The organism is Vreelandella piezotolerans (genome assembly GCF_012427705.1).
GTDB classification, from domain to species: Bacteria; Pseudomonadota; Gammaproteobacteria; order Pseudomonadales; family Halomonadaceae; genus Vreelandella; species Vreelandella piezotolerans.
Window position 1 is genome coordinate 21549 of the sequence record NZ_CP048602.1, and the last position, 16166, is coordinate 37714.

Below are 16166 nucleotides of genomic sequence, written 5' to 3' on the forward strand. Positions count from 1 at the left end.
GCATTCACTCCCTTCTTGCCCTGGCGGCCTACTTATGGGGCTGCAGCATGAACGTTTGGAACGTGAGCTGCTCAAACTCATGATTGAGTACCGCAAGCCCCACCAGCGACGTAAACAGCAGTGACAGCGCATAGCCATAGCCGTAAAACACTGGCCCTAGCATCTGGCTGAGCAGGGTGAGAAGCACATTGGCGATGAAAAATAGCAGGCATAGCCACAGCGCGGGTTTTAGGCGGTCGAGATAAAATAGCACGTTGAGGATTGCCATAAACAGTACTTGTATGGCGACTGCCACGATGTCGATATTAAATAGCGGCAGATACCAGTGGGAAAAACCGAGCCAGGAAAAAAGCATCGGTCCGCTGAGCAGTAAGGCCACGACCGTTATGCCCTGCACTTTAAAGATGTCATAAATGCCGTGCCGCACGCTGGCCATCATCTCACCGCGCAGGTCCTCAATATGCAGCAGCGTATCGCCTTGGCGTATGGCGTCGTAATACGCTTGGCAGCGCTCTGCGAAATCCGTCTCCATACGCATGATGAATACGGCCATGCCCGGTACGATGGAGAGGTACGCCAAGAAGATCGGCAGGTCGTAAATGGGTGAGGCGCGCAGCGGGCCAATAATGGTCTCCGAGGTGCCAGGGTGAAACCAAAAGACGAGCTTGTCTGCCCAGATACCGAGCTGATAAAACAAGCCAATGGCCATCAGCGCCCGCTGACACTGCCCTGCGCGGTGCAGGTCAAAGGCCCATAGCCGATCGCTTGGGTAGTGGCGAATCACCATCGCCAGCAGCGTAAAGAGCAGCAGGCTCTGGCCCAGCACAAAGCCCCCCAGTAACCCTATCAATCCGTAGCTGCTCAGCAGCATGCCACCCACGAAGGTGGCGCCATAGCCAAACGCAAAGGCCCACAGGACTTGGCGATAGGCCTTAACACCGGCAACGAACACCGTGACGCACCAGATCATGCTCAGCACGATAAAGCTCATCAGCATTTCAAGCTGATAAAGCCATGACGTGCCTTGAAAGGTAAACCATAGAAGGCTCACGCCGACGCTGGCCGCGACGAGCACCACCAGCGTGAGCAGACCAAACAGGTTCGGCAGAATCGCACTGTCGCGCTTTTCAAACAGGCGGTCGGCCACAAATCGGGTAAACAGCAGCTGCACCAGTGACGTTAGCAGCAGTGAACTAGCCACCAGCCAAGTCACCGAGACCAAAAACTCCGTTACATGGGCACTGCCACTGGGGCTTGCCGCTGCCGACAACACCCCAAGCGCCATGACTGCCAGTATCGACAGCACCCAGGGCCCGGAACTGATCAAGCCTGCGTAGCCATAGGCACGCAGCAGGCTGACGTAGCTGTCCTGGCGCAGTAATCGCCGAAGCTCAAAACCAATGCCTGCCATAACCCCCTCCTCAACTAGGTATTAGCGCCTGCCAAGCGCGGTGAACAGGCGAGCTGCTGCCGTCATCGGGAGGGCGTCGGGGTACATGACCTCGTCATACAGCTGCAGATAGCGCGCCATCATTAAGGCCTCGGTATAGTCGGCCTCTACGCGGGCGATGCCTGCTGCGCGAGCGTCCAGCCATCTAGCGGGCTGCGTTAGCAGCTGCTCCATGGCATGGGCAGTGGCCATGGGGTTGGCGATGGGCACGATCTGACCCGCGGCCTGTTGGCGTGTCGCGTCGCCGGTCACTAGCTCGCGGCAGGCACCGACATCGCTGCACACCACCGGTATACCCGCCGCCATGGCTTCCAGTACCACCAGCGGCTGAGCCTCGCTAATAGAGGTCAGCACCACTAAGCGCACCTGGGCCAGTATCTCCTCGGTACGTTGGAAGCCGAGAAACCGCACCTGCTTTTCAACGCCTAGCTGCTGGACTAAATCGCGGCACTCTTGGGCGTAGGCAGGATCTTCACTGTCGGGTCCGACAATCCAGCCCTGAGCGTCAGGGACTTGGCTGATAAGCTGGCGCATCGCGCGAATGAAGGTCTTGATATCTTTGATGGGGGTCACGCGGCCCAGCAGCGCCACGATCGGTTGCTGGTTGTGGGCGGTCGCGCTGCGCAACGGGGCAAAGCGCTCGATCTGAATCCCGTTGGGAATAATCCGCGTGCGCGCCTTCTCGGCACCGTCTTGTATCTGCCGTAGGCGGTTGCCTTCGTGTAGCGTGGTAATGTGCGAAGCGCTGGCATAGGTCATGCGGCCAAGGCCCTGGAAAAAGCGAATCCACATCTGGCGCAGGTAGCCCGTATGGATCTGAAAACCGTGGGATAGCGCATCGGTGGAGGTTTTGATCCACTTTGCCTCTAACAGGTCAATCTGCCGCTCCTTGGTATAAATGCCATGTTCGGTAATCGCGAAGGGGAGGTGGTGAATATGGTGCGCCAGCGCACCGAGAAATCCCGCGTAACCGGTGGAAATGGCATGTAGGCAGCGCCCTTTAGGCAGTTTTTGCGCAATGCTGGCCAGCAAAAAGAGCGGCGCATGAATATTGCGCACCGACCAAAAGTAGTCGATGAACGAGGGCTCGGTGACGTGGGTGAGGTAGTGGTCAACGATTTGCTTCCAAGCCGCCTGGCTATGTAGAAAATCCTCGCGGCTCAAGCCGCCCCGTTGGCCAATCATTCGCGCCACATCACACAGGGCGCGTAGCGGGTCCTGCTGCTCAGGGTTGCGCAGGTTTTCGTGCAGCTCCTGCACGGTGTCGAACGTACTGAGATTGCCTCGACGCGCTTTGATGGCCGATAACGAGGGCAGGTCGTCCATTAGATAGTGGCACTCCAGATGCACCACGTTCGCGGGCCGCTCGAACAAAATACCCTGGTAGTGATCCGGTCGACCGCCCAAGAAAACCAATGCAAAGCGCAGTTGGGGCAGCCCTCGAATGAGCTGATCCACCCAAGCGCTCACGCCGCCTCGTACCATGGGGTAGGTGCCCTCGAGCAGTAAAATGACATCTGCCGGTGTATCGCGTTTACCCAGGGTGGGCCATGTCATCGCCAATACTCCATCAAGGGGTGTAGTACAGGGTGCTGCGCGGCGCTGGGGCTCAGCCGGGCAAGCTGCTCTTGCATGGCGTGGTAACGCCGGGTTTGGAAGGCCAGCTCCGCGCGGTAAGCGGCTAGGTCATCGTCCTCCATGCCTAGCAATGCGCACTGTGTAAACGCGGCGTCTGCGTCATCGAACGCTTTCAGTGCCAAGCACAAGCGACCGCGTAACAGCTGGCGATGGGCGGAGTTGGCAAGCCGAATGGCGGTATCGATCTCACTCAGTGCTTGGGTCAAATAAAAGTGTGCGGTGCTGCCTTGGGCGAGATGCAGATAGTCGTACTCCCAGTTCAGCATGGCGAGCGCTTCGGCATGATGGCCGTGAGGGTCACCATGTTGGTCACGGGTGGCCGTCAGCCGCTGAATACGCTCGTCTAAATCGCGCTCAATGTTGCTTAGCATGGAGTAAGCCAGCAAACGCACATCATCGGTTGGGTCTGCCAGCCCTAAGCGCAGTAGGCCAATGGCCTGCCTGGGTGGTAAATGGCGGCAAGCTAGAATTGCTTCTTGGCGTGCCACCGGGCTATCGGAGACGTTCAGGACGCTAGTGAGCCCTTCGCGCATAGCCATCGAATCAGCATTCGGGGGTGTCAGCGGCCGATAGGGAAGGGAGGGTAAATCTAGCGGTTGCCAAGCGCTAGGGCGTGCCGGGGCGGATAAATAGAGCGCGGGCACGACGGCTAGCAGTAAGCCGATAAAGGCAATGCCAGGCAGCAGAAACAGCAGCAAGAACAGCACCACTAGAGCGCCCAGTACGGGTTGCTGATAGTTGAGGGGGAGCGCCCGCCGAAGGCCTTCGGCCAGTAACACGCTTCCCGCCGCGTGCCCGGCCAGATGCGTTAGCGAGGGTGCCCCAACGCTTGCGCCCCAGCTATCCACTATCCCGTTATCCATTACCCAGCGATTGACTACCCACCCTTCTACCCCCAAGCCCGCTAACAGCCAGCACAGGCTTGTCAGCACGCGCCAACCGATATGGGGGCGCGCATTAGGACGGTACATGGGACACCTCGGCGTGATCGTGACGCGAGAGAAGCTTTTTGGCCGATAGTCGTCCGTCAATCACTTGGTAGCTGAGGCGAATGGCCTGACAGGCTTCGCCAAGACCAGGTTCAGAGGCCAAGCGTTCCTGCAGGCGCTCTGCGTATATGGTAAATGCGCGTGGCTGGGTTAAGGGGAGCAGCACATACAGGCGCCTTGGGAGACCTGCCTGACACACCATCCAGCTGCGATCCAGACCGCGCTGCTGCTGAGCGACGTTATCAACGGCCTGGTGCAGCTGGGCGTCGCTTAATGACTCCGCAAAATCGATGGCTACGAGCAGTGAGGTGAGCTGATGCTCTCGGGCATGCCGCACCCACTGCGCCACCAGCGAGCGCTGATGGCCCCCGCTGCCTTGGCTAGAGCGCTGGGTGTGTCGAAGCATGTCACCTAGCTGGGCACCTAATACCGCCAGGAGGTGTAAATGACCGCGATGAAAATCAATGAACGGCATCGCCGTCACCGCCACCACGGCGTGAATTTGCTCTTCAACGTCCATGAGCGGTACGACGGCAAGCAGGGGAGCGTTATCAATATTGATGCCCTGGGCCATGGCGCTTTTCAGGCAGATCATACGGCGCTGTTCAAGGCAGGCCATTAGCATGGGGTCATGCCAATCCAGGGCTGTTTCCCCTCCGAACCACATTGCGGCCTGAGGCATAAGCCGTTGCTGCTGATCCACGGGCAACAGCACGGCTTGCTGAATGCGCGCGTGAAGCGCTAAAAAACCCAGCAGTTCATCACCATGCTGAGCCAGTGGATCCTGGTGTGAGGCAAGTGATAGGAACTTCTCTTCCAGTGCTCGCAGCGCATCACGCAAGGTAAACGGGTTGGCAGCCAGTCGCTCTGCCAGCTGATCGTGGGAGACACGCAGCAGCTGATAGTGGCGCACGAACTCCTCCAGGCGTGTTGATTGCGCACGGTGCAGAATGGCCATTTGCTGAAGACGCCGCCGCCACACATCCGCCATTTCACCTGCCACCATGCCCACCAAAATGAGCGCGATGGCAATCGGCAGCCGCTGGGCACGCTCGACGAACAAGTCGCCGTGATACCAAACACCTTCCAACCCCATGATGGTGACGCTGAGCAAGGCACTGACAAAGCCCAGGGCGAAACCGTAGCGCATCCCGACGAGCAGGGGGGCAATGGCCAGCAGCCACGTCAGGCCACTACCCAAAAGCAGCGGATCGTTTGGATTAATGATCCAGCCAATCACTGGCAGCGCTAGGGTGATGATGAGGGTTTCCAGATAGCGCAGCCAGCGGGGAGCAAGCGCGGGTTGCAGTTCGTCTATATGGGTGGCCATGGCAGACCCCTCTATTGCAAAGGCAGCGTGTCTAGGAGATCCGCCATGAGTTTCTGCGCGACGCCGCTAGTGGTACTAAACCCCCAGCCAGTGCGCGCGCCGCTGGCGCTCCACACGATGTCGCCGCTATTCACATCCACCACTCGCAGGCTCATACCAATCGCCGGTTCGCCATCTAATCCTGCTTTGTATTGCCACTCATCCACCGAGCCGGTGACGCCGTAGCGCACGCCTTGCTGCTGCGCCCAGGCAAGCGCTGCCTGGTAATCCTGGTCGCTGGGCAGGCTGAGTAAGTCCATGGCGTCTGGCCGTGGCGCTTGGCGGAGCGAGTGAATGCCGCGTTGCTGTAACAGGGTCATCAGGCTAGCTTCCGCTTTGTGTCCCGCAAGCGGTGTTTCAGAGTGATTGGCGAGGGGCAGCAGGGCCCAGCTGGCTTGTCGGCTGACGGGGTCAGAGCGATGCACATCGGTAACAGCGCAGCCGCTCAACCAAAGGCTCAGCAGCACAAGCCACAAAAGAGGCTTTGATAGGTAGGTATGCATAGCGGTATCTCCGAGGGCGCTCGAGCGGCGCTGCAAGCAGTGGGTGGAGTAACGGCATGGCCGCTGGTTTACCTGTGACATGGTTAGTGCCCCAGAAAGTAGTGATAGGTCAGTGACACGCCCAGGCTAGTGTCACCCTCGCTGCCAGACCCTTGATCCGCTTCTAACTGCAGGCTGAGCGCGTCGTTGCCAAATAGGCGACTACCGACAGCCAGGCGAGCGTTTAGCCCAATATCGTTATCGGGCAGCCGGTAGCCGGCCTCTAACCCGACTTCCAGCATGGGGGAGGCCAGCGTTGGCGATGTGGCGTACGGGTTGCCGCGGCGCAGTGTGACGCCCACCCCCATAAAGCTGCTGGTGTCGGTGAGTAAATCGGTGGCTTGGGTGTCTGCTGCGAGCCGCCGCTGAATATCGTCAGGCAGAGCGTCGTTGACACGGTAGTCGGCGTGGTTAGCGAGCAGGCTTATCTCTAGCTGCCGCGTTGCCCCTTTGATCAGCGCATGTCGCCAGGCGGCATCGACGCGGTAACCCTCTCCCAGGCTTGCGCGGGTTTCCCGGCTACGCAGGTCGATATGACTGGCGTTGAGGGTCAGGGTATCGCGGGCGGTGGGTGTCCACTCCAGCTGGGCTCCCACGCGATCCTCAATGGCCAGCAACCGTAGGCGCTCATTGATCTCTGAGGTTTGGCTAATCTCGCCATAGAGCGTACCGGCAAGGCGTGACGTAGCTTGCCAGCGCTGCGTCGCGCTGCCATAGGTGCGATTGACCCGGTCCGTTTGTAGTTGGCCAACGTTGAGCTGGGTATCGAGCCTGGGGCCATTCCAGCCCAGGGTTAATTCGCCTCCGCGCTCATCGGTGATACCGCTGCTATCAACGTCATTAGAAGGAGCATCCAACTGGCGTTGTACCAGCGTTAGCTGGCCCCAGAAGCGTTCGCCGCTGAGTTGGTAAACGGCTTCTTGTTCGGCAATCTCCAGCTCTCCCAGGCGTTGATAGGAAGCGCTGCTGGATAGCCGATGGGGCATGTCCTGGGCGAGCTCCACAAGGTCTTGGCGATGGTCTTCCCCTGCCTGGGTCAGCGTTTCTGCCAGTGCACGGGCATCCTGGCGGCGGTCAAGCTGGCGCATGATGGCCAGCCGGTCGGTGGCAGAAAGCGTGCGGCCTAGATCACTCTCCAGCAGCTGTTTTAGCGTATCGCGATCATTTTTTTCCATCGCCACGGCGAGCACTTGCCATGGCGGGCTGGGGAAGCCCAGAGCCTGGGAGCGCAGCAGCACATAGCGGGCATGGAGTGGACGCTGCAGGGCGATGTTGGCGTCGAATAACCACTCGCTCTCACGGGCTTGGGCGGGGGTGGTCGCAAACGCGTCGGCCACGATATGACGATACCAGCCGTGTACGCTGTCTGGCCCCTGGCGCTGGGCGACCAGTGCCATCACTTGTATCTGTTCACGGCGTTGCTCACTGCTCAGCGGTGCGTCGAGATCTTTCATCAGCCCAGGGGAGAGTTGGTTAAGGGCGGCGATACGGCGGGTAAAGGCAACGTTATGCTGGCCGCTTTGGTCTAGCGCGTCGGCGTAATAAAGCTGCTGCCAGTCATCCAGCACGCGGGCATCGCTGGCCATGGCGTACCACGTCAATGCGTGGTCCAAATTGCCTAAATAGCGATGGCCCTCCGCCATGGCGCTCATCATGGCGGGCGTATTGGCAGCGGTGGGCTGCCACTCTACGAGGCGTTGGCGCAGCACGTCCGACTCGCCTGCTGCGGCCAGGGCGTAAAGCATGCCCGCTTGTAGGCTTGGGTTATCGGTTGAGAGCTCCAAGGCGCGTTGATAAGCCGCCATGGCCTCGCCTGGAGCTCGCTGCAACAAGGCTTGCTGCGCGACGGCTCCCCAGTAATCGGGCGACTGCGCAAACTGTTCTGGGGCTTGATCGGCCATGGCCAATAGCGTTTGTGTCAGCGCAGGCTGGCGCTCACGCTGGGCGAGGTACAGCATTTGGATTAAGGCATCGCCATCTTTCGCTTGTGTCCAGCGCTTTTCCGATACGCGCATGGCGAGGTCTAACTGTTGCTGATCGGCGGCGGTCTGGATAAGGCGTGAGGTGCCGTCTGCATCAAGGGCACCTTGCTCAAACAGGGCGGTATAGGCTTCTAAGCTGGCCGCACTGTCACCTAACTGCCACGCCAAGGCGGCCCGCTGTTGCCAGTAGCCGGTGGCGGCGTCTTGGGGAGTGGATGGCGCGTTGGCAAGCACGTCGAATGCGCTATCCAGCTGCCAGTTTTGTGCCAATACGTTGCTTTGTGCTTGAACAAACGCAGGCTGAGCGCCGTATTGCGCAGTGATGGCGGTCCAGGCCTCGTCTGCTTCGTCCAAGCGTCCAGTTTGCTCTAGCCAGGTAGCGGCGCGGATGGCCAGCGCCTGGTCGCGAATGCCGGCGGCTTGCCAGGATTGAATGCGGGCGATAGCGGTATCTGGATCGCCCAGCTGTTCCAGCAGGTCTGCCCAGAGACGGCGATCCTTTAGCGTGATGGTGCCATTGCTCTCCAGGCGGGTGAGCGCCTGCAGGGCGGCGTTGCGATCACGCACGCTGAGAGCCAGCGCCACGACCCATCGATCATGCCGCTCTTCACCTGTCAGTCTCGCTAATGTTTGTGCACTCTGCATGGCCCCCGCCGCATCGCCCGCCCACTGCTGCGTTTGCGCAAACTGCTCTAAATAGCGCGGCTGCTCTGGGTGGCGTTGGCGGAGAAAAGTCAGCGCTTCAAGCGCAACGGCGAGCTCGTTAAGCCCCAGCGCGATGGTGACATGACGCTCCAGCGTTGCAGTGCCGGGCCGTACGTCGATGAGCCGCTGCGACCACGCTAGCGCCTGTTGAGGCTGGCCGTGGGCAAGGGCCAAACGAATGCCCAGGTCCAGCAGCTCAGGATCGTTGGGAAACACACTAAGGTATTCGCGGGCGTAACCAACGCCGTCGTCGTCCTGGCTTTGCTGTGCTGAGCGCAGCGCTTCAAGCGCAGCGGCCCGTCTCGGTGACTCGGGCGATGCTTCGCCAGCTTGAGCGTAGGCAGGGCTCACCAGCCAGCCTAGCCAGCCGAGTGTCATCACGGATGTTTCCGCCACTTGGTAAGCGCGGTGCCAAGCCGCAGCGGAACGATCAGGGTGTCCCGCACGCAGCCACCAGTGGCCTGCCAGTGAAAGCCAGTGGTATTGACGTTCCCGGTCCTGTTCTCCTAGCCGCTCATACAGGGCCGCTGCATGGGCTGGATGCTCCGTGGCCAACCAGTACGTAGCCATGGTTTCCAAATAATCCGAGGACAGAGCCGCATGACGTTGAAAGGCCAGCAGCAAGTGCTGAAAGTGCTGAACGGCGTTCAACCGGTCTGGATGGTCGGGAGCAATAGCCGCCAACAACTGCCACTCGATGCTGAGTCGCAACCACTGCACTGCTGTATCAGGGCTCTCATGCAGCGGTTCTAGGGTTGCGTTTGCGAGCGCAAACTCGCCCACCTGAAACAGTTTGTTGGCGAGGCTGATACGCAGCTCGCTATTGCCAGGGTTAGCGTTGAGCAGCGCCTGGGCGTAAAGGATTGATATCCGGCTTGGCATACTGTCGTTATTTTCCAGCGTGAGCAGATGATGCGCCGGAAAAAGCAGTACCAGTATCAAGGCCACGACGGCAGCAATGAGCCGTAGCGTGAGCGGTCGAATGAGCCGCCGCGAGGGTAGCGCCACCCCCTTACGCGCGGTGGTAGCAGGCTTATCGGTCAGCACAGCGCACCTCGATACGCTCACCCCGAGCGCTGCCATAGTGTAAGACGGTACTGGTACCACGCTGTTCTAGGCGCGCATTCGGTGCTGAGACCTGGCAGCCCTGGGTGGCCGCAAGCTCCACCTGCAGAGGCACTTGCTCAGCTGCCAAGGAGAGGGTGATGTTGCCTGGAGAGAAGCGCTGCCATGTATCAATACGGCCGTTGGCATAGCGCAAGTGCGGTGTTTGCGGGGCATGAGGGGTGAGATATAGCTGGGCGTCGTTTGTACCTGAGAGTGCCACATAGCGACCTGACTCAATCTCGCGAACACCCGCCACATTCGTTGAGCGCTGCAGATCGGGCCAGCCAAGCGATGTCGGCAGGCGCAGGGTACGCATGTGTTGGGTACCCTGAATCACCCAGCCGCCGTCCAGGTGGCGTGCAACACCCGTGTGGTACCACTGGGAGGCCACATCGCTCCAGGTGCTGGTGTAGACCGGCAGTGTCTCTTGGGTGAGCACGTACTCGTACACTTGGTGCAGTGCCCGTAGCGCGCCGGGACTGGCGGCCGAATAAAAGTGGTAATAGATATCGATGGGCTTTAAGCGGCGAGGCTGATCGGTGATCTGGTAGGTTTCAATGGCGCGCCGATAGCCCCAGAGCGGGCCAAGCATATTGTTGGTGTAGACGTTTTCATTGATTTGCGGCGCGTAGACCTGCAGGTAGTGGCCCACGGGGCGCAGCATCGGAGACACCCGGGTCATAGTGGGGTTGCTATGGGTAACACTGGTGTTGCCGCCATTGATATTGCGAAGCCCCAGCTCATCGGCAATGGCCAAGGCTTCTTCCGGCGGCAGCGCGTTGCCTGTCCAGAGCACGACGCTGACCGGCTTGTCAGTGGGTGCGAGCGCGCGGTTGATGTAGCGGGCAGAACCTTCAATTTCTCGACGTAATGAAAACCGGTAGTTGGGTATCGGCAGGTTGTAGTTGAAGCCTGCGGTGGTGGTTCCCTGACCCGCTAAATCATTTTCGTTGAGGCTTTCCCATTCGAAGGGGTGGCTGAAGGTATGGGTCGCCACCTCTACCCAAGGCAGCGCGAAGATACGACGTGCCAAGGGCTCGAGTACCGAGCGGTACTGCGGGTACAGGCCGTCTGGGCCTATTTCACCCTCAATGATCGATACCGTCGTAGGGACTTGGTAGCGCATCAGAATATCGGACAGCATCAATTCGCCGGTAAAGGGCGTGCCCGGCAGATCGGCTCGGCTGACAAAGGCGTCGCCATCGATCTGGGTCATCCAATAACGTGCGCCGTTCTCTGTGGTGGCGTCGGGCACTGGCATATCGGGAAGTGCCAGGGCGCGCTGCAAAAATTTGAATGGGTTGATGTTCCAGCGTTTTTGGTACTCGTTCGCCTCTTCGACCACCCATGGGTGGCTGGCCAAGCCTCCCCAGGCGCCGGTCACAATGGGCGAAAATTGGCGGCCCGTGCTGTCGCGAATGGTGAGGTGGGCGGTGAGCCCACTGCCCACAATTTCGTAGCTGGTTTGTGGCACGGGCGGCGGCAATGGCATGCCCTCGAAATTGGCGACGTCATCATGACTGGCCAGGGTGAGGCCTTGAGGGTTGATGCCGTACACCTCACGCAGCCCCATCAAGCGGCCTAGCGTACCGGAAATCGGGATCCCCGGTATACCCACTATCGCGGCTCGCAAGCCGTGCTCCATCTGGTGCTGTAACCAGGCGCTGTAGCGGGGAGCGTTCGCAATAGGTTCGTTGAACCAAGTCACGACACCGGCGTAACGGCCATGTAGCAGATCGCTGGGTAGTGGCCCATTGACGTCCAGATACTCTGCTCCATAACCCAGGTATTCCAGTGGCATCGCCAAGTAGCGATGCGCGTTGGTGTAGGCCAGCTCCCCAGCTTCCGTTTTAGCCTTATCGAAAAAGATCAGCACTCTGCGTGGGATGGGCTCAATGAGTCCCACACCCATTTGATTGAGCTGCGGCACGCTGACCCAGGGAATAAACCCTTCAACATGAATCCGTTGGGCGGTTTCTCGGGCAAGCGTACGGTTATTGGCGGGAACATAATCAATGGCAATGGCCGGTAGGCCATAGTGGTCGCGCACGCGGGCGAGCTGCGTGTACAGCCAGGCTTGATCGTTGTCGGGGACGGCACCATACACTTGGGTGGCCGGGTTCCAGCCGCGATAAAGCGATTCCGCCGCGACGCCAACGATCTGCCCTTGCACCTGGTTCAGCACTTCAAACCCACGGTTGAGGAGCAGCTGCATGTCGGGAAACTGCTGCTTGATGGAATGAATGATGTCCACCAGTGCGGCCTGCTGACGCTCGGCGGCCGGACCATCAGGTGCAAATAAGCGATAGCTGTCTAAGGTATCTAGAAACAGGCCGCGATAGCCTGACTCCCAGAGCGGACGAATGTGCTCCTCAATTAGGTAAGTACGCCACGCCGAGTGGGTGAGATCGGCCACTTGGCTATTCCAGGCGGTGTTAGAGGTGACGAGTGCATCAGCGGGCAGCGAGGTGGCAGCCCCCCGCCAGGCGTCGAGCTCACCGATGCTGACATAGGCAAACGGCTGGCCTCCATGCTGGGCCAGCAGGCGCTGCTCGGCGCTGTCGACATTGGCGGCCTCCACCACGATCCAGTCAAACTGAGAGAGCAGTTCAACCGGGGGCTCGTTACCGTAGTAAAACGCAACGCTAGGCTGTTGGACGGGGGAGTTTGCGTAAACAGCAGAGCCGACAAGCCCGAGAAGCAGCCATGTCAGCGTGCGCATAAAAAGCTTCGCCATCGGTGCCACCTGTCGTGTCAAAAGTCGGTGAAGAAGGGGCTAAGCGTTTATGCGCGAGGGCTCATCAAGATAGCCGTGCGCAGGGCTTACATAACTAATCAGCTCGCTTAAGCCTTCTGTCAAGGTCCACGTTGGCTCGATCATTAACCACTCGGATAAACGTCGGTTGTTGCCGCACGAGTCCCGAATATCCTCGGCTTTGGCGGGCAGGTGCTGCGGGGTCAAATGGCAGTGGGTCAGTTGTCCCAACAGATCAATTAACGTAAGCAAATCAATCTGCTGACCAGTGGCTACGTTGCAGATGCCGCACTGGGGGCTAAATAAGGCGGCCACGTTTGCCCGGGCAATATCGCCCACATAAATAAAATCTCGCGACTGCAAGCCATCCCCGAACACTAGGGGGGGCTGATGGCTGAGAAGACGGTCGAGGAAGCGTGCAATGACGCCCGCATACGGGGAGTTAGGGTCTTGGCGGGGACCATACACATTGAAATAGCGAAGCCCTAGGCTGGGTAGGCCATGCAGACTACCTAATAGGGCCGCATAGCGCTCATCGACCCACTTCTCTAGTCCATACGGTGATAAGGGCTGCAGTTCGGCCTCTTCTGGCAATGGCAGTTGTGCAGGAATACCGTACACCGCAGCCGAGGAGGCGTAGACGAGTTTACTCACATGGGCCATAGACGCCGCATGCATGACGTTGAGGGCACCTAAAATATTATGGGTGGCAGAGCCCACGGGATCGGCAACGGAGCTTGCCACGGAGACTTGGGCAGCTAGATGCAAACAATGTGTCACCCCCTTCATGGCGGTTTGAACATCCTCTACGCTGCGAATATCGCCGACGACGACGTCTAGTAAAGGGTGTGTAGGGAGGTTGCTTAAACGCCCTGTGGAGAAGTTATCTAATACCCTGACGCGATGGTTGTCTTGCAACAGTCGCTCGACGGTATGGGAGCCGATGAATCCTGCGCCGCCAGTCACCAATACATGATGTGGGTACGTTAGCATGGTCTTTCTCCCGTGAGGCCCAAAACACCCGATAGTGTGACACTAAGGATTCGTGCTTTGAAACAGAATGTATCTTAATGTTTAATTGATTTACATTGAGATACAAGGAGAGAAAGGCTGATATTTCTCCTCAATAAAAGAGGCTTCTTCTAAGTCTCATTGAATGAGTGGCAAGCCCCTTTGAATAAAAGAAAGGGCCAGCACTGGGCTGGCCCCTTAATGAGATGGGTGACTCAAGGTTAGCGTAACGCCTTGCGCTCTACGCCATACGTCTTACCCAGTAGCAGCACATCGGCGCCACGCGCGGCAAATAGACCGTTGGTCACGACACCGACGATAGCGTTGATACGCGCTTCCATTGCCACCGGGTCCTCAATCATAAAGTTGAAGCAGTCAATAATATGGTTACCGTTATCCGTCACCACGCCTTGGCGATACACCGGCTCTGCCCCTAGCTTGACCAGCTCACGGGCGACGTAGGAGCGCGCCATGGGAATGACTTCCACCGGCAGCGGAAACTGGCCTAGCTGTGCCACGTATTTCGAACCATCGGCAATACAGATGAAACGCTTGGCGCAGGCAGCGACGATTTTTTCTCTCGTGAGCGCTGCACCACCGCCTTTGATCATATGTAAGTGTGCATTTACTTCGTCTGCGCCATCGATATAAAAAGGCACGTCGCCCACATGATTGAGCTCGAACACCTCGATGCCGAGACCTTTTAGTCGTTCGGCGCTGGCTTCTGAGCTGGCCACGGCGCCTTTGAAACGGTCGCGTAAGGGGCCTAGGCGGTCGATAAACAGGTTGGCCGTCGAGCCGGTACCAATACCCAGTACGGTCTCTTTTTCCAAGTGAGGCGTAATCTCGTCGATAGCAGCGTCGGCTACCGCCGCTTTCAATTCATCTTGTGTCATGATGGGTCCAATAGTCGGAGAGGCAGTCGCCCTTAGTATAACGGGCCAAGCGTCCAGTGCCGATGGAAACGCCGCTGGACGTTGCCCATTGTCATCTGCTACCAATAAAGGCTTTTCTCGCGCCCGCCAGGGGCACGTCATTTTTCTGGGATGTCAGCATGCTCGAAGCCACCGTCAAAAAGATCCTCCAAGCCCGCGTTTATGAAGCCGCTTGTGAGACGCCCATTTCGCCCGCTCCCTTTTTGTCGCGTCGCTTCAATAACCAGATTTTGATCAAACGCGAGGATTTACAGCCGGTCTTTTCGTTCAAAATTCGTGGAGCCTACAACAAAATGGCCCAGTTGACCGATGAGCAGAAGGCCAAAGGGGTCATCGCGGCGTCGGCGGGCAACCACGCTCAGGGGTTGGCTATGGCCGCCAAGCTGATGGGCGTGAAAGCAGTCATCGTCATGCCGCGTATCACGCCGGATATCAAGGTTCAAGCGGTGCGTGCTCGTGGCGCCAAGGTAGTCCTCAAAGGCGATGCCTTCGCGGCGGCTGCCGAGCATGCTCAGGAACTGATCAACGAGCACGGTTACACCTATATTCCACCGTTTGACGACATCGACGTGGTGGCCGGGCAAGGCACCATTGGTGTCGAAATTCTGCGCCAGCACGGGGGGCGTTTGGACGCGATTTTCATCCCCGTCGGCGGCGGTGGCCTGATTGCTGGCGTGGCAGCCTACGTAAAGTACCTGCGTCCAGACATCAAAATCATCGGCGTGGAAGCCGAGGATAGCGCCTGTCTCAAAGCCGCTATGGAGGCCGGCGAGCGCGTGGTGTTGGATCAGGTCGGTGTCTTTGCCGAAGGCGTTGCGGTAGCGCAAATTGGTGAAGTGCCGTTCTCGCTGGTGCGCGACCTCGTCGACGACGTGATTACCGTGAATACCGATGAGATGTGTGCCGCGGTAAAGGATATTTTCGAAGATACTCGCGCCGTTGCTGAAACCTCTGGCGCACTCTCGTTGGCAGGTCTCAAAAAGTACGTTCAGCAGACGGGGGCTGAAGGCGAGACGCTGCTGTGTATCAATTCGGGGGCCAATACCAACTTCGACCGCCTGCAGCACATTGCCGAACGTACCGAGCTAGGCGAGCAGCGCGAAGCCATCTTGGCCGTCACCATCGCCGAAAAACCCGGCAGCTTCAAGAAGTTCTGCCGCACGCTGGGGAAACGGATGGTGACCGAATTCAGCTACCGCTACGCCGATGATAGCGACGCGCATATCTTCGTGGGCGTTCAAATCAAGCCGGGCGGGGAGGATCGACAGGCGGTGATCGATAAATTGCGCGAAGGTGGTTATCAGGTGGAAGATTTAACCGATAATGAATTAGCAAAGCTGCATATTCGCCATTTAAGTGGCGGACGCCCCAGCGAGCGTTTTGAAGAGGAACTTTATCGCTTTGAGTTTCCAGAGCGTCCTGGTGCACTGATGAATTTTTTAACTCAACTGCCACACGATTGGAATATCTCTCTATTTCACTATCGTAATCACGGTGCTGCTTATGGGCGTGTATTAGTGGGTATGCAAGTGCCGAGCGAGGATCGCACGCACGTCACCGAGTACTTGGATGCCATTGGCTACCGCTATTGGCAAGAGAGCGATAACCCCGCCTATCGACTCTTTATGGCGTAACCTAATGTAAGTAAGCGCTAACAGTATGGGCTAGAGCTGCTAGGCAGGT

The 16166-nt window shown here is 58.5% G+C and carries 10 protein-coding genes; 1 reads left to right on the forward strand and 9 read right to left on the reverse strand.

Translation table 11 applies throughout. From position 1 onward, the window contains the following. Positions 1 to 28 precede the first annotated feature (28 nt). The 9 genes from pelG to rpiA form a co-directional block, all read right to left on the reverse strand. On the reverse strand, positions 29 to 1411 hold the full coding sequence (gene pelG, locus GYM47_RS00090; protein WP_153843611.1) for an exopolysaccharide Pel transporter PelG: 1383 nt from the start codon (positions 1409 to 1411) through the stop codon (positions 29 to 31). Between the two features lie 21 nt (positions 1412 to 1432). Further along, positions 1433 to 3007 carry a GT4 family glycosyltransferase PelF gene (pelF, locus tag GYM47_RS00095; protein WP_153843610.1) on the reverse strand — a complete coding sequence of 525 codons (1575 nt, stop codon included), beginning with the start codon at positions 3005 to 3007 and terminating at the stop codon, positions 1433 to 1435. Further along, a complete protein-coding gene (locus GYM47_RS00100; protein ID WP_139526190.1) occupies positions 3004 to 4059 on the reverse strand; it encodes a HEAT repeat domain-containing protein in 1056 nt (351 codons plus the stop codon). The genes pelF and GYM47_RS00100 overlap by 4 nt, the downstream gene beginning before the upstream one ends. Next, positions 4046 to 5407 (reverse strand): PelD GGDEF domain-containing protein, encoded by a 1362-nt coding sequence (locus tag GYM47_RS00105; protein WP_153843609.1) that lies wholly within the window; start codon positions 5405 to 5407, stop codon positions 4046 to 4048. Before GYM47_RS00105 ends, GYM47_RS00100 begins: the two co-directional genes overlap by 14 nt. A gap of 11 nt (positions 5408 to 5418) precedes the next feature. After that, positions 5419 to 6030, reverse strand: a complete 612-nt coding sequence (locus GYM47_RS00110; RefSeq protein WP_231125629.1) for a hypothetical protein — start codon at positions 6028 to 6030, stop codon at positions 5419 to 5421. A 2-nt stretch (positions 6031 to 6032) separates the two neighbouring features. Further along, a complete protein-coding gene (locus GYM47_RS00115; protein WP_168444416.1) occupies positions 6033 to 9722 on the reverse strand; it encodes a tetratricopeptide repeat protein in 3690 nt (1229 codons plus the stop codon). Beyond that, entirely contained in the window at positions 9709 to 12519 is a 2811-nt protein-coding gene (locus GYM47_RS00120) for a bifunctional glycoside hydrolase/polysaccharide deacetylase family protein (RefSeq protein WP_231125628.1), read from the reverse strand. The genes GYM47_RS00115 and GYM47_RS00120 overlap by 14 nt, the downstream gene beginning before the upstream one ends. Before the next feature lie 39 nt (positions 12520 to 12558). Next, positions 12559 to 13530, reverse strand: a complete 972-nt coding sequence (locus GYM47_RS00125) for an NAD-dependent epimerase/dehydratase family protein (RefSeq protein ID WP_153843607.1) — start codon at positions 13528 to 13530, stop codon at positions 12559 to 12561. 239 nt (positions 13531 to 13769) lie between these two features. Further along, positions 13770 to 14444 (reverse strand): ribose-5-phosphate isomerase RpiA, encoded by a 675-nt coding sequence (gene rpiA, locus GYM47_RS00130; RefSeq protein ID WP_153843606.1) that lies wholly within the window; start codon positions 14442 to 14444, stop codon positions 13770 to 13772. 158 nt (positions 14445 to 14602) lie between these two features. On the opposite strand from rpiA, the gene ilvA reads away from it, so the two are divergent. Then, positions 14603 to 16117, forward strand: coding sequence for a threonine ammonia-lyase, biosynthetic (ilvA, locus tag GYM47_RS00135; protein WP_139526195.1), 1515 nt, complete (start codon positions 14603 to 14605; stop codon positions 16115 to 16117). Positions 16118 to 16166 lie beyond the last annotated feature (49 nt).